The sequence below is a fragment of the Cohnella pontilimi genome, assembly GCF_005049045.1.
Taxonomy (GTDB): domain Bacteria; phylum Bacillota; class Bacilli; order Paenibacillales; family Paenibacillaceae; genus Cohnella; species Cohnella pontilimi.
Genome location: NZ_SUPK01000005.1, coordinates 1 through 25469 on the forward strand (window position 1 = coordinate 1; position 25469 = coordinate 25469).

Genomic DNA, 25469 nt, shown 5'->3' on the forward strand with positions numbered 1-25469 from the left:
AGGAGTCTGGGCCGTGTCTCAGTCCCAGTGTGGCCGTTCACCCTCTCAGGTCGGCTACGCATCGTCGCCTTGGTGAGCCGTTACCTCACCAACTAGCTAATGCGCCGCAGGCCCATCTGCAAGCGACAGATTGCTCCGTCTTTCCCAGTCTCCCCATGCGGGAAAACTGCGTATCCGGTCTTAGCATCCGTTTCCGAATGTTATCCCGGTCTTGCAGGCAGGTTGCCTACGTGTTACTCACCCGTCCGCCGCTAACCGCTTCCGGAGCAAGCTCCCTCAGAGATCCGCTCGACTTGCATGTATTAGGCACGCCGCCAGCGTTCGTCCTGAGCCAGGATCAAACTCTCTATAAAGGTAAATCTTTATTAGAGAGCCATGATGGCTCAATTTTAAATCGTTGTCCATCGTCTCAAATGAAACGACAGGGTCCGTATTACGCTCGATGTTCAGTTTTCAAGGAGCAATTCAGCTTGGCTTCGAATAACTTTTCGGCCTCGCTTTTCTTACCGTGCCGCCCAACGGCGACTTAAATAATATACCACGCTGAGCAATCCAATGCAACTGTTTATTTTTCCCTGTATTTCGGGCGTTATTCTTCTACAAAATAAGACCGGAATCCGTCGGTCTCAAGCCGAGGATTCCGGTCACGTTCAGCTGGTGGCAAACACTTCGACGATGAATAATTGACGTTCCTGCATCAGATTTACGATCTTGCCGCCCACCGATACCATCGGACGGGTCGGATTGTTCCGGTCGGCATACACGATTTCTCCGATTCGTCCGTCGCTGAGTTTGACGAACACGCCGTTCTGGAATTGCGTAGCGCGTTCAATAAACGTTTGAACGTATACGGCATCCAATTTGCCGAACGATTCCGTCTGCAGCTGCTCCAGTACCAAATAAGGAGATTCCGCCTTTTTATACTTACGGTCCGAAGTCATCGCATGGTACACGTCGGCGATCGCGATGATTTTGGCATAAGGGTGAATTTTATCCCCTTTGACCCGCATCGGATATCCGCTTCCGTCGACTCTTTCGTGATGCTGCAAAGCTGCGAGCCATACGCCCTGGTTAATCGCCGTACCGCCTTCCAGCATCTTAAAACCGTAAACGGTATGCTGCCGGACTTCCTGCAATTCCTCGGTCGTGAGTACTTTTGGCTTGTTTAAAATGGCCGGATCCACCCGGACGTTGCCGATATCGTGCAGCAGTCCGGCCATCGCGATCTGCATCCAATCCTTCTCGGGGAAATTGTTCCATTTGGCCAGCATATAGCTGGTCATGGCGCAAAGCACACCGTTTCGCACATAGACATCTTCTTTGCCGGAGGAGGACATGACGACGAAGCTGAGCACATTATACTCATCGATGTGTTTCAGCAAAGACGTGAGTCCGTTCCGCAATTCAAAAATGGGAAGCTTCATCCCCGCTTGGGCTGAAGCAAAGCTGCGTTTGAGCAGCTTCTCCATTTCGGCGAATTCTTTCTGCAGCGTTGATCGTTTGACGGACGTCGTGGCGGCTATTTCCTCGGACCCAGCGATTTTTTCATAATCTTCCGCACGAAGAACATCAACGGACGGAATCAGAAAAGCCTGTAATATTTCCAGATCGCGTTCCGAAAGTGTACGTCCTTCTTGCAAAAGCACGCTGCCTAAAGCGGTCTGTACGTCGGTGAGCAGACGGTCGCCGACGTGGGCTTGCGAGACAGAAACCACCGGCATACGGCGTCCTCCTCCAACGTAGTATCAAACGCCCCTCCGGCTCCGAGAGGGGCAGGACAACTATTCGGTCACTTGCTCTTCATCCGCGTCGTCTTCTTCAGCGTTCTCCTCTTCGTTCCGCGGTGCGCGGGTAACCGAGGCGACTGCGTCATCTTCCCGGATGTTGATCAGTTTCACGCCTTGCGTGATTCGTCCCATCGTATTGATGCCGGACATGCTGGTCCGAATGAGCGTACCCGACGTCGTCATGATCATGAGATCTTCGTCGTCATGTACGACCTTGAGGCTGACGATCGCCCCGTTTTTCTCGGTTACGTTCAGCGTCTTGATTCCTTTGCCGCCGCGTGTCTGTGTCCGATATTCGGAAACCGCCGTCCGTTTGCCGTAACCTTTGGCGGTAACGATCAGCACATCGCGGTCTTCTTCCACTACGTCCATGCCGATGACACGGTCGCCGTCGTCCAGCTGAATTCCTTTCACGCCCGTCGCCGAACGTCCCATCGACCGTACATTGTTTTCTTTGAAGCGAATGGACATGCCTTCGCTCGTTCCCATGATGATTTCCCGCTCTCCGTCGGTCAGTTTAACACCGATCAGATCGTCGTCTTCCCGAAGCGAAATGGCGATCAGGCCGACCTTCCGGATATTCGAATAATCGTCGAGCGGCGTCTTTTTCACGACACCATGGCGGGTTGCGAAGAACAAATATTTGTTCGGCTCGAACGCTTCCACTGGAATCACCGCGTTGATCGTCTCGCCTTGCTCGATCTGGATCAAGTTGATGATCGGCGTTCCGCGTGCCGTACGGCTCAGATCCGGAATTTCATATGCCTTAAGCCGGAATACCCGTCCTTTATTCGTAAAGAACAGCAGGAAATGATGGGTATTGGAAATGAAGAGATGCTCGACAAAGTCGTCTTCCTTCGTACCCATCCCGGTAACGCCCCGGCCGCCCCGCTTCTGACTGCGGTAAGTGGTGATCGGCAGACGCTTGATATAGCCGGAATGCGACATCGTAATGATGACTTCTTCCCGTGGAATCAAATCCTCATCGAGAATTTCGCTGTCGCTGTGAGTGATTTCGGTACGGCGTTCATCGCCGAATTTTTGTTTCACTTCCTCGAGCTCTTCGTCGATGATATTGAGCTTCAGCTGCTCATCAGCGAGTATCGCTTTGTACTCGGCGATTTTGGCCATCAGCTCAACATATTCCTGCTCGATCTTCTCCCGTTCCAGACCGGTCAGACGCTGCAGACGCATATCGAGAATCGCTTGCGCCTGATCCTGCGATAGACCGAAGCGCGACATGAGCCCGTCACGCGCCTCGTCGGTCGTCCGTGAACCCCGAATGAGCGCGATGACCTCGTCCAAATGATCGAGCGCAATGCGCAGCCCTTCGAGAATATGAGCGCGCGCCTCGGCCTTTTTGAGATCATATTCGGTACGGCGGGTAATAACCTCTATCTGGTGCTCAATATAGTAGTGCAGCATATCGCGAAGGTTGAGCACTCTCGGCTCTTTGTTCACGATCGCCAGCATATTGATGCCGAAAGTCGATTGCATCGCCGTATGCTTGTACAAATTGTTCAAGACGACGTTCGGATTCACGTCGCGGCGAAGTTCAATCACAACGCGCATGCCGTTGCGGTCCGATTCGTCGCGCAAATCGGTGATGCCGTCCAGTTTTTTCTCGCGCACGAGTTCGGCAATCTTCTCTACCAGACGTGCTTTGATGACTTGGTAAGGGAGCTCGTGAACGATGATGCGTGCTTTGCCGTTCACTTCTTCGATTTCGGCGCGCGCCCGCATAGTGATGGAGCCGCGTCCGGTCTGGTACGCCTGCCGGATTCCTTCACGGCCGAGAATGATGCCGGCAGTCGGGAAATCGGGTCCCGAAATGTATTCCAGCAAATCCAGCGCGGAAAGCTCCGGATTACGGATGAGCGCCTGCGTGCCGTTGATGACTTCCGTCATATTGTGAGGAGGAATGTTCGTCGCCATGCCGACCGCGATGCCCGTATTGCCGTTCACGAGCAAGTTCGGATAACGGGCGGGCAGTACGGAAGGTTCTTGTTCCTCACCGTCATAGTTGGGAATAAAGTCAACCGTTTCTTTATTGATATCGCGCAGCAGTTCCAAAGCGATTTTGGACATTCGCGCTTCCGTATATCGCATCGCGGCCGCGGAATCCCCGTCTATGGATCCGAAGTTTCCGTGACCGTCGACCAACATGTAACGAAGCGAAAAATCTTGCGCCATCCGGACCATAGCCTCATAAATCGACGAGTCGCCGTGCGGATGGTATTTACCGATCACTTCGCCCACGATTCTCGCAGACTTTTTATAAGGCTTGTCCGGCGCCATGCCAAGCTCGGACATGGCATACATAATCCGGCGGTGAACCGGTTTCAGACCGTCGCGCACATCCGGAAGCGCACGGCTGACGATGATGCTCATTGCATAATCCATAAACGATTCCCGCATCTCCGTACCGATATCTCGGTCTTGAATATGGGAGCGTTGCTCTTCCGTCATGAAGATCCTCCTTACTCGATGACCCGTCGAATGCAGCCGCACGTCCGGGATACTTGGGGCAGTCGCCTGCACACCGCTGGATGTAAACCGTCATAAAGTGAAAAAACGAGCATAAACGGCTGAAGCCGTCCTGTAGGATGGCTTAAGAAGTTTATGTCGAGGTGATTTAGAAAAGATAGCGCTTAGGCCATAATTTCTGAATCACGGAATAAGACCATTATATCATAATGACGCCGGGAAAGGTTGGATAACCCCATGTCCATCCAACTCGTGGGCAGTAAATGGGCCAAAACGGAAGTCCTGCGTTCAGCGCCGGATTTGAAGCCGTTCCTCCCGGAGACTTGTCCATACAACCGCGAGTCGGTTAACGCCATGCTGGACCGATTCGGGATGATTTATGTGAAACCGGACAACGGTACGTTCGGAAAAGGTGTCATCCGGGTAACAAAAAGAAACGGGATAAATTTGATGTATGTATTCCAATCCGGTACGAGGCAATATCGATTCGAATCTTTCGATGAGATGTTTCGCGAGTTGGAGAAGGTCAAACTGCCCAAGCCTTACTTGGTTCAGCAAGGAATCGAACTGCTGAAGCACCGCGGCCGCCGCTTCGATCTTCGGGTGATGGTGCAAAAAACACCCCGCTCTCGTTGGCTTTCCAGCGGTGTAATCGGCCGGCTTGCCCACCCGCGAAAAATCGTGACGAACTACCATAACGGAGGAACGCTGATGCCGGTGGAGAAACTGTTGGCCGGCTGGCTCGCCGCTCGGGATATGAAACGTTTCCTTTCCTTCCTTCGCAAACTAGGCACCGGTTGTGCCGTCGCGATGGAGACCAAGTTTCCCGGCATTAAAGAAATCGGTCTGGATGTAGCCGTCGATGGGCAAGGAAAACCATGGATTTTGGAAGTGAACACGAAGCCCGATCCGTATATTTTCCGGAAACTGCCGGATCGCTCTATTTTTCGCCGCATCTACCGCTTCGCCGCCGCATACGGCCGAGTCGGGTATAAAAGGCGGCGCAGGTAAACCGGAAGGGGGCATCTCCTGGAAGAGACACCCCCGTTCCGAACGTTAAATATCTAAGTTTTTGACGAACTTCGCATATTGCTGAATGAAATCGCGTCTCGGTTCGACGTTGTCGCCCATGAGCGTATCGAAAATCAAATCGGCCTGCATGGCGTCTTCGATCCTCACTTGAAGCATGGTGCGGCTCTCCGGATCCATCGTGGTTTCCCACAGCTGCTCCGCGTTCATTTCGCCCAAACCTTTGTAACGCTGTACGTTAATCTTCGTGCCTTCACCGAATTCCGCGATAATCTGGTCGCGTTCCTTCTCGGATTGAGCATAGCGCACCACTTTGTTGCGTTCGATTTTGAACAGCGGCGGCTGCGCAATGTACACATAGCCTTCTTCGATGAGTTTGCGCATGTACCGGTAAAAGAAAGTCAGCAGCAGCGTGCGGATATGCGCTCCGTCAACGTCGGCGTCCGTCATGATGCAAATTTTGTGATAACGGGCTTTGGTGATATCGAAATCGTCACCAATGCCGGTACCAAGCGCTGTAATGATCGCCCGGATTTCGGCATTGCCCAAAATTTTCTCCAGCCGCGCTTTCTCCACGTTGAGGATTTTGCCGCGCAGCGGAAGAATCGCTTGGAAGTGCCGGTCGCGGCCTTGTTTCGCCGAACCGCCCGCAGAGTCGCCCTCGACGATATACAATTCGCAAATGGAGGCGTCTTTGGACGAGCAATCCGCCAGCTTGCCCGGCAGCGCGCTGACTTCCAGCACGCTTTTGCGCCGTGTCAGCTCTCTCGCTTTGCGGGCCGCTTCTCTCGCCCTGGAGGCTTGAAGGCCTTTTTCCACCACTTTGCGCGCCACGGAGGGATTTTCGTTCATGAACTCCATGAGCTTCTCGGCAATGAGCGATTCTACAATTCCGCGTACTTCGCTATTGCCCAGCTTGGTCTTCGTCTGACCTTCGAACTGAGGTTCCGGAATTTTCACGGAAATAATAGCGGTAAGTCCTTCACGGACGTCGTCGCCGGTAAAGTTCGACTCGTTCTCTTTCACAAAGCCCATTTTGCGCGCGTAATCGTTGATGATCCGCGTCAATGCGCTCTTGAAGCCGGATTCGTGCGTTCCGCCTTCATGCGTATTGATGTTATTCGCAAACGAATAAATATTTTCGGTATACCCAGCGTTATATTGCAGCGCGATCTCGCACGCGATATTGTCTTTGGTTCCTTCGACGTAAATCGGCTGCTCATGCAGTGGCTCGCGCGTCCGGTTCAAATACAGCACGAATTCGTTAAGACCGCCGTCGTATTTGAACGTTTCACTCGTGCCGGTTCTTTCGTCGGTGATGGAGATTTGAATGCCTTTATTCAGGAACGCAAGTTCACGAATACGACCGACCAGCACGTCATATTCATAAATCGTCGTCTCGGTGAAAATTTCCGGATCCGGCTTGAACCTAGTTGTCGTTCCGGTTTCGTCCGTATCTCCCACAATTTTGATGTCGGATTGCGGAACACCGCGGCGATATTCCTGTTGGAATATATGACCCTCACGCTTGACCGTTACGATGACAAGCTCGGACAAAGCGTTCACGACGGATATGCCGACGCCATGAAGACCGCCGGACACTTTGTAGCCTTCGCCGCCAAATTTACCGCCCGCATGAAGTACGGTCATGACAACTTCGAGCGTTGATTTTTTCAGCTTCACATTTTCGCCGACCGGAATGCCCCGGCCGTTGTCGATTACGGTGATGCTGTTATCTTCATGCACGATAACTTGTATTTTATCGCAATATCCCGCAAGTGCTTCGTCGATACTGTTGTCTACGACTTCCCATACGAGATGGTGCAAGCCTTTGCCGCTCGTTGATCCGATGTACATGCCGGGACGTTTGCGTACCGCTTCAAGACCTTCGAGTACCTGAATATCACTTTCATCATACGTATGCTGCTGAGCATTCACGGACAAATCCTCCACCGCCTTCTTTGCATTGCCGAGCTGTAATCCATGCCTGCCGGCGGAATAGAAGGGTTACTTTCCGCCTGTCTGTCAACCGTCCATATGGTGCGCTCTTTTTTTGAGCGTGGACGTGGAGATCGGGGAATAATACACCCGGTCCTCCGTTACGACGATGGATTTCGGCTCTTCCTCTCCGATCGCCTCTACTCCGCGATTTTTTTGCGCTTGCGCCACGAACTGCCTGGACAGTTTGGAAGACTGCTCGATGGATACGTCAAAGATGGCCACGAGCTGCGAGGTTCGAATGATTTTCTCGCCGCCGAGATGTATATACATAGGCCTCCTCCTTCCGACAACGGCAGTCAGCGGTTACCGCATGAGTTCTCCATTCCGGACATGAAAAACGGCGGCATCCCGCAATTTGCTCATGTTGACGCTTTCCAGGCCTGTCGTTGTAATGAACGTCTGCACCCGGCTTTGAAACGTTTCGATGAGCTGAGTTTGCCGTGTTTGATCCAGTTCGGAAAGCACGTCGTCAAGCAGCAAAAGCGGATATTCCCCGATTTCCTCCCGCATGAGTTCAAGTTCTGCGAGTTTGAGGGACAAAGCGGCCGTTCGCTGCTGTCCTTGGGAACCGAAAGACTGGACATCCTTGCCGTTGATGAAGAACGCCAGATCGTCCCGATGAGGACCGGTAAGCGTCACGCCGCGCCGAAATTCCTGCTCTTTGTTCTGAGTTAACTTTATCATAAATTGCTTGAATAAAGAAGATTCATCTTGGGACACGCCGTCCTGAGCCTGCCCGAAAGACGGACGATATTCAACCGTCAGCTTCTCGGTGTCTCCGGTGATGCCCGCATGTATTTTATCGGCCCATTGTTGCAGATGATGAATAAAGTTTTGCCTTCTTTTCATCATTTTAACACCATATGCCGCCAACTGTTCGTTCCATACCTCCAACATTTCCGGAGATGACCTGGACAAGTCGGTCGCCTTCAGGTAATTGTTCCGTTGCTGGAGCACTTTCTGGAACTGCTGCAGATCGTACAAATACCCGGGGTGCACCTGTCCGATTTCCATGTCCATGAATCGGCGGCGCACGCCCGGGGCTCCTTTGACGATATCCAAATCTTCCGGCGCGAACAGCACGACGTTGAGCGAACCGACGAATCCGCTCAGCTTGCGCTGCTCCAGTCCGTTGACTTTCGCTTTTTTGCCTTGGGCCGAAATTTGCAGCTCCAGCGATACGGTGCCGTGCTTGCGCTCCAATTCGGCGCGGATCTTGGCTGCGGAAGCGTTCCAGCCGATCAGCTCTTTGTCCTTGGACGTACGATGCGATTTGGTCAGCGCCAGGACATGTATCGCCTCCAGCAGGTTGGTCTTTCCTTGCGCGTTCGGACCGATAAAAATATTCACGCCCGAACCGACAGATAGCTGCAAGGCTTCGTAGTTCCGATAGCCTTGCAGCTCTAAAGATTTCAGCAGCATAGAAATTTCCTTTCCAGCCTGTGAGCGTCGCGATCAGCTATTGCTGATGGTGAACTTTCCGCAATCTTCCACCTCGACCGTATCGCCGGGCACGAGTTTGCGGCCTCGCCGGTTGTCCGGCTGACCGTTCACGAGCACCTCTTTTTCCTGCAGAAAAGCTTTCGCTTCTCCGCCCGTACCGATGCAATTGGCCAGCTTCAACAGTTGACCGAGCGTAATATAGTCTCCGGATATCGCAATCTTTTTCATCGCGTTGTCCTCAATTCGTCGTTCGGTATGGAAGAATCAAATGCAGGCTGTTGTCGTGATCCCGCGGCTTGATGATGATCGGGCTCATCGCCCCTGTGAAACCGATGAACAGCTCTTCGCTGTCGATGACTTTCAGCACGTCCAACATGTATTTCGAGTTGAAGGCGATCCGAAGGGGGTCGCCGTTCAGCTCTGCCGCATCCAACTGCTCTTGCACACGGCCGAGCTCGGAGGAGCTGGAGGAAATTTCGATCCCTTGGCCTTCCGTTGTGGATAGGCGGACGATGTTCGTTTTCTCTTCCCGGGACAGCAGGTACGCCCGGTCGATCGCATCGCTCAGCATTTTCGTATTTAAGACGAGTTCTGTTTTAAAAGTTTGCGGAATAATCTTGGAAGTATCCGGATAGGTCCCGTCCAACATTCGGGAGAAAAATAAAACATTTCCCAGCTTGAACAATACTTGGTTATCTGCAACCACGATGTCGACCATGACATTTTGATCCGGTACGATTTTGGCCAATTCCGACAATGTTTTGCCTGAAATCACCACGTTGGAGAAACGGACTTCCTTCGTCTCGACGGATGCCGTGCGGCTTGCCAGACGATGACGGTCGGTCGCCACAAATTTCAGAACGCTGTCCTGCAAATTCCATAATACGCCGGTCAATATCGGGGAAGATTCATTGGTCGAAATTGAAAATACCGTTTGCCGGATCAAGTCGCGCAGCAGATCTCCGGGAATGGAAAACACCTGATCTTCGGCAATCGTCGGCATAACGGGGAATTCTTCCGGATCAAGTCCGGCCAGCTGAATGTCTGTGGATCCCGATCGAATAATGGTTTGAAAACGATCGGTTACCTCAATGTGGACTTCTTCCTGCGGCAATTTTTTGACCATTTCCACGAAAAACTTCGCAGGAAGCACGACGCTGCCGTTTCTTTCGACCGTGGCGATCGTTTTGTCCGCGGTCTCCAAAGGAATAAAGCTTTGGATCGAAATATCGGTGTCGCTTGCCGTCAATGTAACGCCGCTGAATGTGGCATCCATTTTGATGCCGCTCAAAATTGGGATCGTCGTTCGCGAAGATACCGCCTTGGAGACGTTCTGAATCGCTTCGTTCAATTCGTGTCGTAATATGGTCAATTTCAATGGGGTCACCTCGTCGAATCACCTTTATTATATCTATATAAATTATTATAGCCGTAGTAATAGGCGGCGTGAATATGTGGATAACACGAATAAAGTCGAAAAGGACGCCTATCCACATGTGCATGAGTTGTGTATAGGCGCCGTCGTTATTCACGTCAAATTTTTGATTTTCTCCGTAAGTGTGTTGATAATTTTGTACAGCTCTTGGTCGACTTTCAACTGCTGCGAGATTTTCTCGTGCGCGTGAATGACGGTCGTATGATCGCGTCCGCCGAATGCGTCGCCGATCTTGGGCAGCGAATAGTCCGTCAATTCCCGGGACAGATACATCGCGATTTGACGCGGGAATGCGACGGCTTTCGTGCGTTTGCGGGCTTTAAAGTCTTCCAGCCTGAGGCCGTAGAATTCCCCGACCCGCTGTTGGATGTCCTGGATCGTAATCATCCGGTTGCGTCCGGTAGGCAGTATATCTTTCAACGCTTCCGCCGCCAAATGGGACGATACGTCCTGATTCGTAAGCGAGGAATACGCCACGATGCGAATTAAGGCGCCTTCCAATTCGCGGATGTTCGTATCGATCATGTTCGCGATGTACATCATCGCTTCATTAGGAATATCCAAATTCTCGGCCTTCGCTTTCTTGCGAAGGATGGCGATGCGGGTTTCTAAGTCCGGCGGCTGAACGTCGGTGATGAGGCCCCATTCGAATCGTGAACGCAGCCTTTCTTCCAAAGTAGGAATCTCTTTGGGCGGCCGGTCGCTGGAAATGACGATTTGCTTATGTTCTTCATGCAGCGCGTTAAAGGTATGGAAGAACTCTTCCTGCGTTCCTTCCTTGCCCGCCAAAAACTGAATATCGTCAATCAGCAGCACGTCGATGTTGCGGTACTTGTTGCGAAAGCTCTCTCCGCGATTGTCGCGGATGGCGTTAATGAATTCGTTCGTGAACTTCTCGGATGAAATATAGAGCACTTTCATATGGGGATTATGTTCCAATATGTAGTGTCCGATCGCATGCATCAAATGCGTTTTTCCGAGTCCGACTCCTCCATAGAGAAAAAACGGATTATAGGCTTTGGCCGGCGCTTCCGCTACGGCGAGTGAAGCCGCATGCGCGAACCGGTTGCCCGCTCCGATGACGAATGTATCGAAAGTATATTTGGGATTCAGCATCGACATGTTATCTTCCGGTACAGCCGTTTTGACTGCCGGAATTTGCGGGAACGGCGCCGGAGGTTCCGCGGGCCGCACCTCTTCGATGGCGAATCGTACTTCCACTGGGCGTCCGGTATAATCGGAAATCGTGGAAGAAACCAGTTTCGTATATCTTGTCTCCAGCCATTCCGCGGCAAAAGTTGTCGGAGCGGTAACCACCACGACATCATCTCCTAGGAATGAAGCTTTGGTCGATTTGAACCAGGTGTCGAAACTGGGTTTGCTTAATTTGGTTTGGATGACCGACAACACCTGATTCCAGATGTCGCCGTTTCGGCTATCCACAAAACTTCACTCCTTATTACCCGTTGCAGGACATCAAAGAGCGATTCAAAGAAAGGAAACTTCGAAGTTCAACAGACGGATCGAGTTATCCACAAAATTCCCTGAATTCTTTGTAGGGTTGTCCAGATGAAGGGAGAATTGTTCACAAAGTTATACACAGGGTGTTGATAAAAATCGGGGAAAAAGAAGAAATCCACAGCGAAAGACATGTCTAATCATAGCAGACAAACCCTCGAAATACAACGAAATTGAACGTGTTATCCACAATTTCAATAACTTGTGGATGTCGAATGTGCACAACACAAGATATTGTTGATAAATTGTGAGATAATTCGACTTTTGATGTATTTCGACATTTTGCGCTCTCTTTTTTATGCACATGTGTATAAGTCTAAATTCACAGAAGGGATTTTTATTGACTTTTGGGCGGTTGCGTGCTTAAATTAAAAGACGTGAGTTTGCAATCCATAGGTGCATAACCGTAGTCCTCATATAAAGGGACGTTAGTTTACGGTAAGGGGGTATACGAGTCATGGGTCCGACATTTAAACCGAATGTGAGCAAGCGGAAGAAGGTTCACGGTTTCCGCAAGCGGATGAGCACGAAGAACGGCCGCAAAGTGCTGAAAGCTCGCCGCCAAAAAGGTCGCAAAGTACTGACGGCTTAAGAATGAAAGACCACTGCGGTGGTCTTTTTTTCTTATTTATTGTAGAAAATGATGAGGAACAGGCCGCGGGTAACTGTAAATGGCGGCAGGAATGGTGGAGCGACGGCCATGCAAAGAAAAATGAGGCTGCGAAAACGGGAAGATTTCAACCGGATCTACCGCCACGGCCATTCGTTTGCGAATTCTCAGTTCGTCGTTTACTGGCGAAAACAAACGGAGCAAGGCTGTTTCCGTTTAGGCGTGTCGGCCAGCAGCAAACTGGGAGGCGCCGTGGTTCGCAACCGGATGCGGCGGAGGGTGAAGGAAATTGTAAGACTGAATGCGGGCAAGCTGCAGGAGCAGTTCGATCTCATTCTGATCGTTCGCAAGCCTGCGCTCCGTTTGGCGTATAAAGAGATGGAAGGAAGCGTTCTTCACGTGCTCCGCAAAGCCGGATTGATGAAGGGCGGAAAGCCTGCCGTCGGCGCACAGCCGCGAAAAGCGGAAGGAGCGCGTCCTGCTGGAGGCAGACCTCGCCAAAATCCGGGCAAGTAAGCGGTGTCTTCCGCGTCCTTCTTTGCTTTATTTTGTGTTTCTTCTTATGGTATATTGATCATGTGACTTTTTGAGGGAGTTTAGAGAGGAGCTAGAGGTTTTGCTGCGAAATCGCAAATGGTGGATCGTCGTTGGCGGATTGGCGCTGATGACATTGTTATCGGGGTGTACGCCTACCGGCAAACACAGCACGACAGCAGAAATGGCCAACAGTTCCTCATGGTGGATTCGGAACGTGGTACATTGGTTTTCCTTCGCACTGGACAAGTTCGCTGATTGGTTCGGCGGCGAATATGGTATTGCCATTCTGCTGCTGACTATCATCGTGCGGACGATTATTCTTCCGCTGATGATTAAGCAGTATAAGAATACGAAAGCTATGCAGGCCCTGCAGCCGGAAATGAAACAAATCCGGGAAAAGTACAAGGATGATCCGCGCAAACAGCAAGAAGAGATGATGAAGCTGTATCAGACGCATCAGGTCAATCCATTGGCGGGCTGTTTGCCGCTTATTGTTCAAATGCCTGTATTTATTGCGCTTTACAATTCGATTTATATGAATTCGAATATATACGGGCACACATTCCTCGGAATGAAACTCGGTTTAAAGCCGAGCGAGGGCCATTGGTACTACTATCTCATTCCGATAATCGCGGCGATCACCACCTTCATCCAATCGAAAATGATGTCTGCGCAGCAGCAGCAAGCGATGGGTCCCATGAAAGGGATTATGATGGTATTCCCGGTGCTGATCTTCGTGATGGCGCTCAATTTCCCGGTCGCATTGCCGTTGTACTGGATTTTCAGCAACCTTTATACGATCGTGCAAAACTACTTCATGTATGTGCGTAACCAGCCAGAACCCGAAAAGGCACCGAACGCCAAAGCAAGCGGCAAAGGAAAATCCCGCGGTAAAAGTAAGAAGGGGGCCCATGCCAAATGAATAAAGTCTTGGCATCAGGGAAAACGGTGGAGGAAGCGGTACGTAACGGTCTAACCCGGCTCGGCGTCGGGGAAGACCGGGTGAAAGTGACGGTGTTGGAGCAGCCGGCGAAACGGCTGTTCGGACTCATCGGAGTCAAAGAAGCGAGAGTGGAACTGGAATTGCTGCGTGATGCCGTAGATGAATCGATCGCATTTTTGCGCGAGGTGTCCGCGGCCATGAGCTTGTCGGTTACGGTTGAGCGTTCCGAAAAGGAAGACGGTGTCCTTTTGAATCTGAAAGGTTCGGACCTGGGGCTCTTGATCGGACGACGCGGCCAAACGCTCGACTCCCTGCAGTATCTCGTCAACATCGTGGCCAATCGCCATTCGAACCGACATCTTCGCATCGTCCTTGATGCCGAGCAGTTCCGCGAACGCCGCCGACAAACATTGGAGGCATTGGCGGAACGGATGGCCAGCCGTGTGATCAAAACACGGAAGGAAATCGTCCTGGAACCGATGACGGCGCAGGAAAGAAAAATTATCCACGCCAGGCTGCAGATCAACCAGCAGGTGAGAACCTACAGCCAGGGAGATGAACCGAACCGGCGCATCGTCATCGCGCTCAAATGAACAGGCGTGACCACGCAATGGCTTCCGCTTCGCGGATCATTGCGTTTTTTTGCTATAAGGGCGCCCTTGCGGGAACGCTGTTAACAATGAAGGAAAGAAGGGAAGACCATGGTCGAGGATACGATCGCGGCGGTCGCAACCGCGCTTGGAGAAGGAAGCATCGCTGTCGTTCGTGTCAGCGGTCCGGAAGCGGTGGATACCGTGGCCGGCGTGTTCCGGTCGAAGACGGACTTACGTTCCGCCGCAAGTCATACGGTTCATTATGGGTGGATTCGCGATCCGGAAAATGAGCAAGTGCTGGACGAAGTGCTGGTCACAGTCATGAGAGCGCCAAGATCGTTTACGGCGGAAGACGTGGTCGAAGTGAGCACGCACGGCGGCATGGTGGCGGTGAAATCCGTGCTTGGACTGCTGTTGCGGCGCGGCATCCGAATGGCTGAACCCGGTGAATTCACCAAGCGCGCGTTTCTGAATGGCCGAATCGACCTCGCGCAAGCTGAAGCTGTCATCGACCTGATTCGCTCGAAATCCGAAAGAGCGTTTCAGTTAGCTCGGAAACAAGCGGAAGGATCCGTTTCGAAGCGAATCGTTCCGATTCGGTCCAGTTTGATTGAGCTACTAGCGCATGTGGAAGTTAATATCGATTATCCGGAACACGACGTGGCGGAAGTGACGGCAGGTGTGATTCGAGACACTTGCCAGTCGGCCTTGAAGCAGATCGAGGAGCTTCTGAGAACGGCAGATGAAGGGAAAATATTAAGAGAGGGCATCGTGACGGCCATCGTTGGCCGTCCGAATGCCGGCAAGTCTTCCCTGCTTAATGCGCTTGCGCGCGAAAATAAGGCGATCGTGACCGATATTCCGGGTACGACCCGCGATATTGTCGAGGAGACGATTTCACTCGGAGGTATACCGCTGCGCCTTCTCGATACGGCAGGCATTCGCGAAACGAGCGATGTCGTGGAACGGATTGGCGTCGAGCGCTCTCGGACCGCTTTGAACGAAGCGGATTTGATTTTGCTCGTCATCAACCGTAACGAGCCGCTTCATGAAGATGAGCGAGAGCTGCTGCGGCAGTTGAAGGACCGGTCCACGATTGTTGTGGTGAATAAGATCGATCTTCCGGCAATGTTGGATCTTGAGGAAGTGAAGAAAGATTATGCAAACGACCGCATCGTATTTTTGTCCGCCAAAGAAGGCATCGGACTGGATGAACTGGAAAAAGCCGTTTCGCAAATATTTTTCAGCGGTTCGGTCGAGGCGGCGGATTTAACCTATGTAAGCAACGCCCGGCATATTGCCTTGCTGCACCGAGCGAAATCTTCTCTTGAGGATGCGGTTCGGGCGGCGGATGAAGGAATTCCGGTCGATTTAACGCAAATCGATATCGCATCGGCTTGGGAGTCGCTTGGGGAAATTCTCGGTGACGCGGCGGGCGAATCGCTGCTGGACGAAATCTTTTCGAAATTCTGTTTAGGAAAATAAGAAGGAGGGACAAACGATGGGATATCACGCAGGGGATTATGATGTGATCGTGATCGGCGCCGGTCACGCCGGGGTCGAATCGGCTTTGGCTTCCGCACGGATGGGCTGCGAGACGCTGCTGCTGACGATTAACTTGGACATGGTCGCTTTCATGCCTTGTAATCCGTCGGTTGGTGGACCGGCTAAAGGTCACGTCGTTCGGGAAATCGACGCATTGGGCGGCGAAATGGGCCGCAATATCGACAAAACGTTCATCCAAATGCGGATGCTTAATACGGGGAAAGGTCCCGCCGTTCACGCGCTGCGTGCGCAAGCAGATAAATTTCTGTACCAGCATGCCATGAAGGAGACGATCGAAAAGCAGGACCATTTGACCCTTCGTCAAGGCATGGTGGAGGACTTGATCGTGGAAGACGGCAAAGTTCGCGGAGTCGTGACGAAGACGGGGGCCGAATATGGCGCCAAGGCGGTCGTGCTTACTACGGGAACCTATCTGCGCGGGAAAGTCATCATGGGAGAGTTGATGTACGAAAGCGGTCCGAACAACCAGCAGCCCTCGATTAAATTGTCGGAGGCGCTTCGCCGGCTTGGCTTTCAGCTTGCTCGTTTCAAGACGGGTACACCGCCGCGCGTTCACCAGGACACGATTGATTTCGACAAAACCGAAATTCAGCCGGGAGACGACAAGCCCAAGTATTTTTCCTATGAAACGGAATATATGGAACATTCGCAAAATCAGCTTCCTTGCTGGTTGACCTATACATCCGAGGAAACCCACAGGATCATTAACGACAATTTGCACCGCGCTCCGATGTTTTCCGGCTTGATTGAAGGAACCGGTCCGCGCTACTGCCCGTCTATTGAGGACAAGATCGTTCGTTTCGCGGATAAGCCGAAGCATCAAATTTTTTTGGAGCCGGAAGGCCGCAATACGAAAGAGTATTATGTGCAAGGACTTTCCACGAGCATGCCGGAGGATGTGCAGCTGAACATTTTGCGTTCGATTCCCGGTTTGGAAAAAGTGGAGATGATGCGAACCGGTTACGCGATCGAATATGATGCCGTCGTTCCTACGCAGCTTTGGCCTACCTTGGAAACGAAGCTCGTGGACGGCTTGTTCACGGCAGGCCAGATTAACGGGACTTCCGGTTATGAGGAAGCGGCCGGTCAAGGCATCATGGCGGGAATCAACGCAGCCCGTAAAGTGAAAGGCGAGAGCCCGGTCATCATCGACCGCTCCAAAGGTTACATCGGTGTCATGATCGACGATTTGGTCACCAAAGGAACAAACGAGCCCTACCGCTTGCTCACCTCCCGCGCGGAGTACCGGCTGCTGCTTCGCCATGACAACGCGGATCTTCGTTTGACGCCGCTTGGATACGAAATCGGACTGATTCCGGAATCGCGCTATCAGAAGTTTCTGGACAAGAAAACCCGTGTTGAAGCGGAGATCGAGCGTCTGAAGGAAACGAAGTTCCGCCCTGACGAAGAAGTTCAGGCGATGCTGGCCGCTTGCGGATCCGCACCTCTGCAAAATACGGTAGACGGTGTGACGCTGCTCCGCCGGCCGGAAGTGTCGTATGACATGCTCGCGAAGCTGTCTCCGGCTCTCGTCGAATTGTCGGAAGATATGAAGGAGCAAGTCGAGATTCAGATCAAATATACCGGATATATCGAAAAGCAGCTGCAGCAAGTCGAACGTCTGGAGAAAATGGAGAAAAAACGGATTCCCGACAATATCGATTATGAAATCATTCATGGTTTGGCTACTGAGGCAAAGCAGAAGCTGGCGAAAGTGCGGCCGCTGTCTCTTGGTCAGGCTTCTCGGATTTCCGGCGTAACACCCGCGGATCTCTCCATCCTGCTGGTTCACCTTGAACATTACAACCGAGTGACGGCAGCGGCCGCGGCGCAGGGGTGACGAATGGACGAAATTCAACGACGGTTTGCGGAACGATTGACCGAACGGGGAATTGAACTGCGCGATTCAGAGAAACAGCTGGAGCAGTTCGAAACCTATTACCGACTGCTTGTCGAGTGGAACGAAAAAATGAATCTGACCGGGATCACGGAGCGGGAACAAGTTTATGAGAAACATTTTTACGACTCGTTGACGGTTGCTCAGATTTCCGGATTCGGAGATGCGTCATCTATGGCTGATATCGGTTCAGGCGCCGGTTTTCCGTCGATTCCGTTGAAAATTGTTTTTCCCCATCTTCAGGTTGTGATCGTGGATGCGTTGGCCAAACGAATCCGCTTTTTAGAGGAAGTTGTCTCCCGCCTCGGATTATCCGATGTACTTTGTATCCACGGGCGGGCCGAAGAGGTGGCTCGGAAACTCGAGCACCGAGACCGTTATGATATCGTCACCGCCCGAGCGGTTGCTCGACTCGCCGTTTTGAACGAGTTCTGTCTTCCTTTCGTTCGGACCGGCGGTCGATTTATCGCCATGAAAGGATCGGACATCGAGCAGGAACTTGAAGAGAGCCGGTACAGCATGCAGAAACTCAATGCATCACTGCAGGAGGTTCTGCGTTTCCAACTGCCGGGTGAAGGCTCTGAACGTCATTTGATCGTGATCGCCAAATCAAATCCGACACCCAAGGCGTATCCGCGCAAACCGGGTACACCACTAAAAGAACCGCTTCTGCAGTGTTAATGAACAATTTGTTTCACGTGAAACATTTCGGCAAGATGTCGAGCATGTTTCACGTGAAACATTTTTTTATTTTGAGGTTTTCTACTCGTTTTGTACTATAGCCACTCTCATTTCGCTGAAGTATAATAGGAAAGGAGATTCTGTCTCCAGAGACCGCATGGTGTGAAAGTTTTTTCAGAGGCAGGAATTGAACGAAGGTACGGCGAATACTTACATAATAAAAGAAGAACGAAGTAGCCGCACAACCGCCTCACGGCGCTATGGCGGCGCTTTTTGTCGATAGGGCATGGGAAGCCGCTATCCGACGGGGAACAAACCAGCAATGGTTTCATTCTAACGAATGTGGTGATGGAATCAGATGAAAGACCCGTTCTCGCGTTTGCTCGGTTGGGCCGACCGCGGCAGTCAGGAAGAAGTAAAACAAATTCAGGTTCACGATATCGTGCCGAGTCCTTATCAACCCAGGTCGATATTCGATGACGAACGGATCGACGAACTGTGCCAAACGATCAAAACGCATGGCGTCATCCAACCCATCGTCGTCCGTGTTCGAAACGGCAAGTTTGAAATCATCGCCGGCGAAAGGCGTTGGCGTGCGGTTACGAAGCTGGGCATGGAGACGATTCCGGCGATCGTTCGGGAGATCAATGATTCTCAGGCTGCCTCCATGGCCCTGATCGAGAATCTGCAGCGTGAAGGACTGACGGCGTTGGAGGAAGCGGTCGCGTATCAGAAGCTGATCGATCTGCATCAACTGACGCAGGAAAGCTTGGCCCAGCGTCTCGGCAAAAGTCAATCGACGATCGCCAACAAGATCCGGCTGCTGCAGCTCGGCGAAGAGGTGAAAAATGCGCTTCTGGAGCGGAAAGTGACGGAGCGTCATGCGCGTGCGCTGCTCTCGCTTCCCGATGAAGAAATGCAAAACAAGCTGCTTCGCGAAATCATCGAAAAAGAGTTGACCGTCAAACAGACGGAAGCCCGGGTCGCTTTTTATTTGCAGGCGGGACAGCCGAAAAAGAAAAACCGGGTGTCCTTCTCCAAAGACGTCCGATTGGCGTTGAACACGATTCGGCAGTCGGTGGATATGGTGACGGGCTCCGGCATCCCGATTAAGGCCAGTGAGAAAGATTGCGACGACCATTACGAAATTGTCATTCATATTCCAAAACGTTAACTTATGCACGATCTACATTGAGGTGAACCAGGTTGTCCAAAATTATTGCCATTGCCAATCAAAAAGGCGGTGTCGGCAAAACGACCACCGCCGTCAATTTGGGCGCGTCTCTCGCTACCTTAGGACGGAGAGTGCTCATCGTGGACATCGATCCGCAAGGGAACACGACGAGCGGCGTAGGCATCAACAAGGCGGACGTCAATTATTGCATTTACGACATCTTGATTAATGAAGTGTCGCCCAAACAAGCGATTGCCGATACGGCGATCGAGAACTTGAAGATTATCCCGGCTACCATCCAATTAGCGGGTGCCGAGATCGAGCTTGTGCCGACAATGTCTCGGGAAGTGCGGTTGAAAAAGGCATTGGCTTTGGTGAAGAAGGAATACGATTATATCCTCATCGACTGCCCGCCTTCGCTCGGTATTTTGACCATCAATTCCTTGACGGCTGCCGACTCTGTTCTGATCCCGATTCAATGCGAGTTTTACGCTTTGGAAGGGCTGAGCCAACTGCTGAATTCCATTCGACTCGTGCAGAAGCATTTGAACACTTCGCTTGCAATTGAAGGCGTACTGCTGACGATGTTCGACGCCCGAACGAATCTCGGAATTCAAGTCATTGAAGAAGTGAAGAAATACTTTCAGCAAAAGGTGTATCAAACCATCATCCCGAGGAATGTGCGGCTAAGCGAGGCGCCTTCCCACGGTCAAACCATTATCACGTATGATCCGAAATCCAAGGGCGCCGAAGTTTATCTTGAACTGGCGAAGGAAGTGATCACCTATGAGCAAGCGGCTAGGTAAAGGACTGGACGCGCTGATAACGTCCTTGTCCATTAAAGAGGATGACAAGATCGTAGAAATTCCGTTGTCGCAGCTTCGCGCGAACCCCTACCAACCACGCAAGACGTTCCAGGAAGATGCGATCAAAGAATTGGCGGAGTCGATCCGCGAGCATGGCGTCATTCAGCCGATTATCGTGCGTCAGGTTTTAAAAGGGTATGAGATTATCGCCGGCGAGCGCCGCTTCCGGGCATCGCAGCTTCTCGGCAACGCCACGATTCCCGCCGTCGTCCGTTCGTACAGCGAAGAGCAAGTGATGGAGATTGCCTTGATCGAGAACGTACAGCGTGAAGATCTGAATGCGATCGAGGTGGCTGTCGCGTACCAATCGATTATGAATCAGTTTGCGCTCACGCAGGAGGAGCTGTCGCTGAAGGTCGGCAAGTCACGATCCCATATTGCGAACTTCTTGCGGCTGCTGGCACTGCCGGACGAAATCAAAGAGCATGTTTCACGTGGAACATTGTCTATGGGACATGCCCGTGCATTGGCAGGCATAAAAGAAGATGCCAAACGCAGCGAGCTTGCGAAACTGACCTTGGCCAACGAGTGGAGCGTTCGGGAGCTGGAGGAAGCGGTTCAGAACACCGAGGTCAAAGGGAAACCGAAAACAAAGAACAAAACGAAAAAGAGAGATCCTTTCTTGGAAGAAATCGAGGAAACGCTTCGCGAGAAATTCAAGACGACCGTGAAGATTAAAGCCAACAAAGACAAAGGCCGGATCGAGCTTTCGTACTTCGGCAAAGGGGATTTGGAAAGACTGCTGGAATTGCTAAAAGCGCTGGCATGACGGCGAATTTGCGATAGCATACCAAGTTGTAATCTTTCCCATGAAGGATTAAACTTAGGTATGCTATCCTTGCGTCAGGACGGTGACGAAGGAATTGAAAGAGTCGAACAAGCCGCTAATTTACTTGGATAACGCGGCCACTTCATGGCCGAAGCCGCCCGGGGTTGTCGAGGCGATGAACCGATGTTTGTTGGAATCGTCAGCGAATCCGGGAAGAGGAAACCATGCGATGGCGGATCGGGCCGCCAAGGTGCTGCTGGATGCCCGCAAACGCATCGCGGGGTTGTTTGGAGTTGCGAATCCGAATGATATCGCGTTCACCTTAAATGCCACGCACGCATTGAATCTCGCCATCCAAGGCCTGCTGAAACCCGGCGATCACGTGGTGGCGACATCCCTGGAGCACAACTCCGTGAGGAGGCCGCTTGAGGCGTTGCGTCGTAAAATCGGCATTGAGGTCACTTACGTGCCGGCCGATGAATCCGGAAAGCTGGATGTAAACCGTGTGCAGGCGGCGATAACGGCAAAAACCCGTTTGTTAGCCAGCACACACAGCTCCAATCTGTTGGGCTCAATCGTTCCGGTAGAGGAATTGGGGGCGTTAGCCCGAAGCCGTGGCGTAACGTTTCTCGTAGACGCGGCGCAAACCGCCGGCACGTTGCCGGTCGATGTGGAACGGATCAAAGCCGATCTGCTGGCATTTCCCGGCCACAAAGGACTTCTGGGTCCTCAAGGTACCGGGGGATTATATATTCATCCGGAGCTTGAATTGGAGCCGTTGATCCAAGGAGGAACGGGGAACCGTTCCGAATCTCCGGAACAACCGTTGCAGCGACCGGACCGCTATGAGGCGGGAACGCCGAATACGGTCGGAATCGCCGGACTCTCCGAAGGTGCAGCGTACGTTCTCAGGGAAACGGTGGAGGCGATTCACCGACGGGAATGGCAGCTTACGCAGCAGCTCATGCGCGGTTTGCTGAACATCCCGGGCGTGCGTGTACTAGGTCCAGAGCTGGGGGAAGAACGAACGTCAATCGTCTCATTTCATATAGAAGGAGTCGATCCGACGGAGACGGCAGTGATCCTCGACCAGCAATTCGGCATTGCGGTACGCGCCGGATTCCATTGCACACCTCTTGGACATGCTACAGCCGGGACTATGGACACCGGTGCGGTACGCGCAAGTCCCGGATATTTTACCACGGAATCGGAAATTGCATCGTTGGTCGAAGCGATGGGAGAAATTCACCGGGCATTCCATTCATCATTTTCATCTTGCATGCGCAAACACGGGGGAGAAGAACAAACATGAACGGTTGGGACGATCAAGTGCTGGCGGTAGGCGCCATCGCCGTATTCGAGGGGCTGATGCTTCTCGTGTTGTTGATCTGGGTGGCGGCTGTGGCATCAAGGGTGCGCAAACTAAAGAAGGCACATGCAAAAATGATCGGCGATACCGGCGTCAACGGCTTGGAGGATGTGCTGCATCACGTACACGAGCATTTGATTTCGTTGGACCGTAAGCAGCAGGTACAGGAAGCGACGCTGAGTCAGCAAGAAAGACGCCTGACCGCGATGAAAGGAAGGGTCGGCGTCCACCGGTTTAACGCATTTGCCGAAACGGGCAGCGATTTGAGCTTTTCCGTCGCGATTGTGAATGACGAGCAGGATGGCGTCGTCATCACCGGGATCTACGGCAGAGAGCAGACGTTTCTTTATGCCAAACCGCTGGACAAAGGGCAGTCCTCTTACACCTTGACACCGGAAGAAAAAATCGCGATCAGTCAGGCATTGCCAAAGGAATAACGGCTCCACGGGTGTTGTGAATGGCGGTTTTCAAGCTTGTCGCGATAATGTCGGACATCTTCATGACCAGGTTAAGCCGGGTATTTTGAAGCACAAAATACTCCATGAACCCGCCGACATTGACGATGCCGGTCATATGGATGTCACCCACAGGAGGAAGCTCCTTGTTGACGCCGGCTCCCGGACGTACCGGCCCGACACCGAGTTGAATGCAGCCGACGCTGGAAACCTGTCCGAGGCACGCATCTACGGCAATCACATAAGGCTGGCGGGAAGACCGCATAATTTTGAGCAGCGTGTCGCCGAGATTCATGGCATGGACAGGTTCGTCCAACGTTCCGTATAGATCGAACAGCGGGCTCTCCACCCGCGACAGCGCGGTGCCGACAAGCGGACCGAGGGAATCGCCGGTGGACCGGTCGGTTCCGACACAAACGACGACGATGCGGCGGTCATGCGGCAACGGTTCCAAAAAGTACGCAACCTTTTGAGATAAGCGCTGCAAGACGGTAGGTTCGTTAAAAGGAATTTTCAAAGAGAGCGCCGCAGCTTCCGCTGCCGCTCCAGGCCGTTTCTCCCACGCGCCGTTCATTTCGTCCGCTCAGCCTCCTCCCATCACTGTTACTAGTATATGGACGGGATGGTGCTTTTATACTCGGGCGGAAAACTCAGTGACAGGAAAAGGAGATTGTTTCGATGCGAAATGGGTTATGGATGGCAGCCGGCGCATCCGAGGACAATTTGTGGCAGCAATTTATAAACAATATCCGGAATACATTGACCGATGTGGCGATGTGGAAGGCGACCGCGATGGTGCTGGGACGTGTCTTGTTGATCATCATCGTGAGCCGTATTGTTCTGGCTATCGTGAACCGAATTATCGACCGCCTCATTATCGATAAAGATCACGCACGACTGAAGCTGCGTTCGAGACGCGTGCAGACGGTCGGCAGACTGCTCAAGAACACGGCGGTATATGTCATCAACTTCATTGTCATCTTGCTCATTCTCGGGGAGTTCAACATCAATCTCGCCCCGCTGATTGCGGGAGCAGGGGTGCTCGGGCTGGCGATCGGTTTCGGCGCGCAAAGCTTGGTCAAGGATATCATTACGGGCTTCTTCATCATTCTCGAAGATCATTTTTCCGTAGGGGACGTTATTCAGACCGGAAATTATCGAGGTACGGTGGAGGTTATCGGTCTGCGTGCAACGAGGATACGCAGCTGGACGGGCGAAGTATTCATTTTGCCGAACGGAGCCATCAACGACGTCACGAATTTCTCGGTCCATAATTCGTTGGCCGTTATCGATATTCCGATCGCTTCGACCGATCACTTGGAGTCGGTGAGTGAAGCGGTGCGCGGCGTGCTGCACAAGTTCCAAGATCCGAACCTGGTCGGACATGCCGATCTGCTGGGTGTTCAGACGATCAGCGCCGCAGATATCGTATTGCGCGTTATCGCCGAATGCCGGCCGAATACGCAAGCCTCGGTCACGAGGCATCTGAATGCGGAACTCAAAAAAGCATTTGAGGCGGAGCGCAACCCGAGATATTACAAAAATGAAGAAAGGGCGCTAACGGGGGGATAAAGGGATGGAACCGAAACAATTCCAGCTCGGCGATATCGTGCAGATGAAGAAGCCGCACCCGTGCGGCACCAACGAGATGGAAATCATCCGTATGGGGATGGACATCCGGATCAAGTGTGTATTTTGCAAACACAGCATTTTATTGCCTCGAGCCAAATTCGAGAAAAGCTTGAAAAAGGTGCTTCGTTCCACCGCCGGAGAGCAGAAAACGGAGGGCGCGCCGGAGGCATGAAATCCAGTTTGCGGGAATAACCTCCAGTTGCGCGGGTACCGGAATTATGTTATGATTCTTCTTGCTGTGGAGAGGTACCCAAGAGGCCCAAGGGGGTTGACTCGAAATCAACTAGGCGTCGCGAGGCGTGCGTGGGTTCGAATCCCACCCTCTCCGCCACTACATACAGCAGCGATCAAGCGGCTCTTATGAGCCGCTTTTTTATTTTCGAACTTCGGTCTTTTACGGGGGCTCCCCCAAAAGAAATCGGAATAAGCATCGAAGCATCACGTCACTTTTGGGGGGGGAATACACGAAGGACCCTGTGAAGGGTCCTCCGGGCGACGGGAATTGAGATTACGAGATCGTTGCCAAGCGTCGCTGACTCAAATCAGCGCTTCGGTTTCGGAGTTCCGGAATAAATCCTGTGTGTTACAGACAAGTGTCTTTGGCACAACCCTCCCGTTGACCTACTCCGATTGGTACGCTTCCTCAGGATGATGCTTCCGCTCGTTCAAGGGAACCA

At 52.2% G+C, this 25469-nt stretch carries 24 protein-coding genes, 1 tRNA gene and 1 rRNA gene; 16 read left to right on the forward strand and 10 right to left on the reverse strand.

All coding sequences use genetic code 11. The annotated features are described in order from the left end of the window. The 3 genes from E5161_RS10760 to gyrA all read right to left on the reverse strand — a co-directional run. Positions 1-353, reverse strand: a 16S ribosomal RNA gene (locus tag E5161_RS10760); the annotation flags it as partial. 297 nt (positions 354-650) lie between these two features. After that, positions 651-1721 carry an HD-GYP domain-containing protein gene (locus tag E5161_RS10765; protein WP_136777827.1) on the reverse strand — a complete coding sequence of 357 codons (1071 nt, stop codon included), beginning with the start codon at positions 1719-1721 and terminating at the stop codon, positions 651-653. A 60-nt stretch (positions 1722-1781) separates the two neighbouring features. Then, on the reverse strand, positions 1782-4256 hold the full coding sequence (gene gyrA / locus E5161_RS10770) for a DNA gyrase subunit A (RefSeq protein ID WP_136777828.1): 2475 nt from the start codon (positions 4254-4256) through the stop codon (positions 1782-1784). A 255-nt stretch (positions 4257-4511) separates the two neighbouring features. Between gyrA and E5161_RS10775 the strand changes: the two genes are divergently transcribed. Further along, entirely contained in the window at positions 4512-5285 is a 774-nt protein-coding gene (locus tag E5161_RS10775; RefSeq protein ID WP_136777829.1) for a YheC/YheD family protein, read from the forward strand. Between the two features lie 45 nt (positions 5286-5330). Here the strand turns inward: E5161_RS10775 and gyrB are convergent, their stop codons facing one another. The 6 genes from gyrB to dnaA all read right to left on the reverse strand — a co-directional run bounded on the left by gyrB (position 5331) and on the right by dnaA (position 11625). After that, on the reverse strand, positions 5331-7241 hold the full coding sequence (gene gyrB, locus E5161_RS10780) for a DNA topoisomerase (ATP-hydrolyzing) subunit B (protein WP_136777830.1): 1911 nt from the start codon (positions 7239-7241) through the stop codon (positions 5331-5333). An 87-nt stretch (positions 7242-7328) separates the two neighbouring features. Beyond that, entirely contained in the window at positions 7329-7574 is a 246-nt protein-coding gene (gene remB / locus E5161_RS10785; RefSeq protein WP_136777831.1) for an extracellular matrix regulator RemB, read from the reverse strand. A 33-nt stretch (positions 7575-7607) separates the two neighbouring features. Further along, positions 7608-8726 (reverse strand): DNA replication/repair protein RecF, encoded by a 1119-nt coding sequence (recF, locus tag E5161_RS10790; protein WP_136777832.1) that lies wholly within the window; start codon positions 8724-8726, stop codon positions 7608-7610. A gap of 33 nt (positions 8727-8759) precedes the next feature. Beyond that, entirely contained in the window at positions 8760-8975 is a 216-nt protein-coding gene (gene yaaA, locus E5161_RS10795; RefSeq protein WP_136777833.1) for a S4 domain-containing protein YaaA, read from the reverse strand. A gap of 10 nt (positions 8976-8985) precedes the next feature. Further along, positions 8986-10125: a DNA polymerase III subunit beta gene (dnaN, locus tag E5161_RS10800; protein WP_136777834.1), complete on the reverse strand. Its 1140-nt coding sequence runs from the start codon at positions 10123-10125 to the stop codon at positions 8986-8988. A gap of 150 nt (positions 10126-10275) precedes the next feature. Beyond that, positions 10276-11625, reverse strand: coding sequence for a chromosomal replication initiator protein DnaA (gene dnaA, locus E5161_RS10805; protein WP_136777835.1), 1350 nt, complete (start codon positions 11623-11625; stop codon positions 10276-10278). Positions 11626-12157: 532 nt separating this feature from the next. On the opposite strand from dnaA, the gene rpmH reads away from it, so the two are divergent. The 12 genes from rpmH to E5161_RS10865 all read left to right on the forward strand — a co-directional run bounded on the left by rpmH (position 12158) and on the right by E5161_RS10865 (position 23142). Then, positions 12158-12292: a 50S ribosomal protein L34 gene (gene rpmH / locus E5161_RS10810; protein ID WP_136777836.1), complete on the forward strand. Its 135-nt coding sequence runs from the start codon at positions 12158-12160 to the stop codon at positions 12290-12292. Positions 12293-12400: 108 nt separating this feature from the next. After that, positions 12401-12826 carry a ribonuclease P protein component gene (gene rnpA / locus E5161_RS10815; protein ID WP_136777837.1) on the forward strand — a complete coding sequence of 142 codons (426 nt, stop codon included), beginning with the start codon at positions 12401-12403 and terminating at the stop codon, positions 12824-12826. A gap of 148 nt (positions 12827-12974) precedes the next feature. Continuing rightward, positions 12975-13769: a YidC/Oxa1 family membrane protein insertase gene (locus tag E5161_RS10820; protein WP_136778152.1), complete on the forward strand. Its 795-nt coding sequence runs from the start codon at positions 12975-12977 to the stop codon at positions 13767-13769. Then, a complete protein-coding gene (gene jag, locus E5161_RS10825) occupies positions 13766-14383 on the forward strand; it encodes an RNA-binding cell elongation regulator Jag/EloR (RefSeq protein WP_136777838.1) in 618 nt (205 codons plus the stop codon). Before E5161_RS10820 ends, jag begins: the two co-directional genes overlap by 4 nt. Before the next feature lie 108 nt (positions 14384-14491). Further along, positions 14492-15868 (forward strand): tRNA uridine-5-carboxymethylaminomethyl(34) synthesis GTPase MnmE, encoded by a 1377-nt coding sequence (mnmE, locus tag E5161_RS10830; protein WP_136777839.1) that lies wholly within the window; start codon positions 14492-14494, stop codon positions 15866-15868. A gap of 16 nt (positions 15869-15884) precedes the next feature. After that, the gene (gene mnmG / locus E5161_RS10835; RefSeq protein ID WP_136777840.1) at positions 15885-17789 is read left to right on the forward strand and encodes a tRNA uridine-5-carboxymethylaminomethyl(34) synthesis enzyme MnmG; all 1905 of its coding nucleotides are present in this window, start codon (positions 15885-15887) and stop codon (positions 17787-17789) included. A 3-nt stretch (positions 17790-17792) separates the two neighbouring features. Beyond that, entirely contained in the window at positions 17793-18527 is a 735-nt protein-coding gene (gene rsmG, locus E5161_RS10840) for a 16S rRNA (guanine(527)-N(7))-methyltransferase RsmG (RefSeq protein ID WP_136777841.1), read from the forward strand. Positions 18528-18885: 358 nt separating this feature from the next. Then, entirely contained in the window at positions 18886-19701 is an 816-nt protein-coding gene (gene noc / locus E5161_RS10845; protein WP_136777842.1) for a nucleoid occlusion protein, read from the forward strand. 32 nt (positions 19702-19733) lie between these two features. Next, positions 19734-20507, forward strand: a complete 774-nt coding sequence (locus E5161_RS10850; protein WP_136777843.1) for a ParA family protein — start codon at positions 19734-19736, stop codon at positions 20505-20507. Continuing rightward, positions 20488-21336, forward strand: coding sequence for a ParB/RepB/Spo0J family partition protein (locus E5161_RS10855; protein WP_136777844.1), 849 nt, complete (start codon positions 20488-20490; stop codon positions 21334-21336). The genes E5161_RS10850 and E5161_RS10855 overlap by 20 nt, the downstream gene beginning before the upstream one ends. A 94-nt stretch (positions 21337-21430) precedes the next feature. Continuing rightward, positions 21431-22648 carry an aminotransferase class V-fold PLP-dependent enzyme gene (locus E5161_RS10860; protein WP_136777845.1) on the forward strand — a complete coding sequence of 406 codons (1218 nt, stop codon included), beginning with the start codon at positions 21431-21433 and terminating at the stop codon, positions 22646-22648. Beyond that, entirely contained in the window at positions 22645-23142 is a 498-nt protein-coding gene (locus tag E5161_RS10865; RefSeq protein WP_136777846.1) for a DUF4446 family protein, read from the forward strand. The genes E5161_RS10860 and E5161_RS10865 overlap by 4 nt, the downstream gene beginning before the upstream one ends. Here E5161_RS10865 and yyaC read toward each other — a convergent pair. After that, the gene (gene yyaC, locus E5161_RS10870; RefSeq protein WP_136777847.1) at positions 23117-23734 is read right to left on the reverse strand and encodes a spore protease YyaC; all 618 of its coding nucleotides are present in this window, start codon (positions 23732-23734) and stop codon (positions 23117-23119) included. The two genes, E5161_RS10865 and yyaC, sit on opposite strands and share 26 nt — an antisense overlap. 104 nt (positions 23735-23838) lie before the next feature. Between yyaC and E5161_RS10875 the strand changes: the two genes are divergently transcribed. The 3 genes from E5161_RS10875 (at position 23839) to E5161_RS10885 (ending at position 25123) form a co-directional block, all read left to right on the forward strand. Then, on the forward strand, positions 23839-24732 hold the full coding sequence (locus E5161_RS10875; RefSeq protein ID WP_136777848.1) for a mechanosensitive ion channel family protein: 894 nt from the start codon (positions 23839-23841) through the stop codon (positions 24730-24732). A 4-nt stretch (positions 24733-24736) separates the two neighbouring features. Next, positions 24737-24964 carry a DUF951 domain-containing protein gene (locus tag E5161_RS10880; protein ID WP_136777849.1) on the forward strand — a complete coding sequence of 76 codons (228 nt, stop codon included), beginning with the start codon at positions 24737-24739 and terminating at the stop codon, positions 24962-24964. A 68-nt stretch (positions 24965-25032) separates the two neighbouring features. Then, positions 25033-25123 (forward strand) — tRNA-Ser (locus E5161_RS10885). Positions 25124-25469 lie beyond the last annotated feature (346 nt).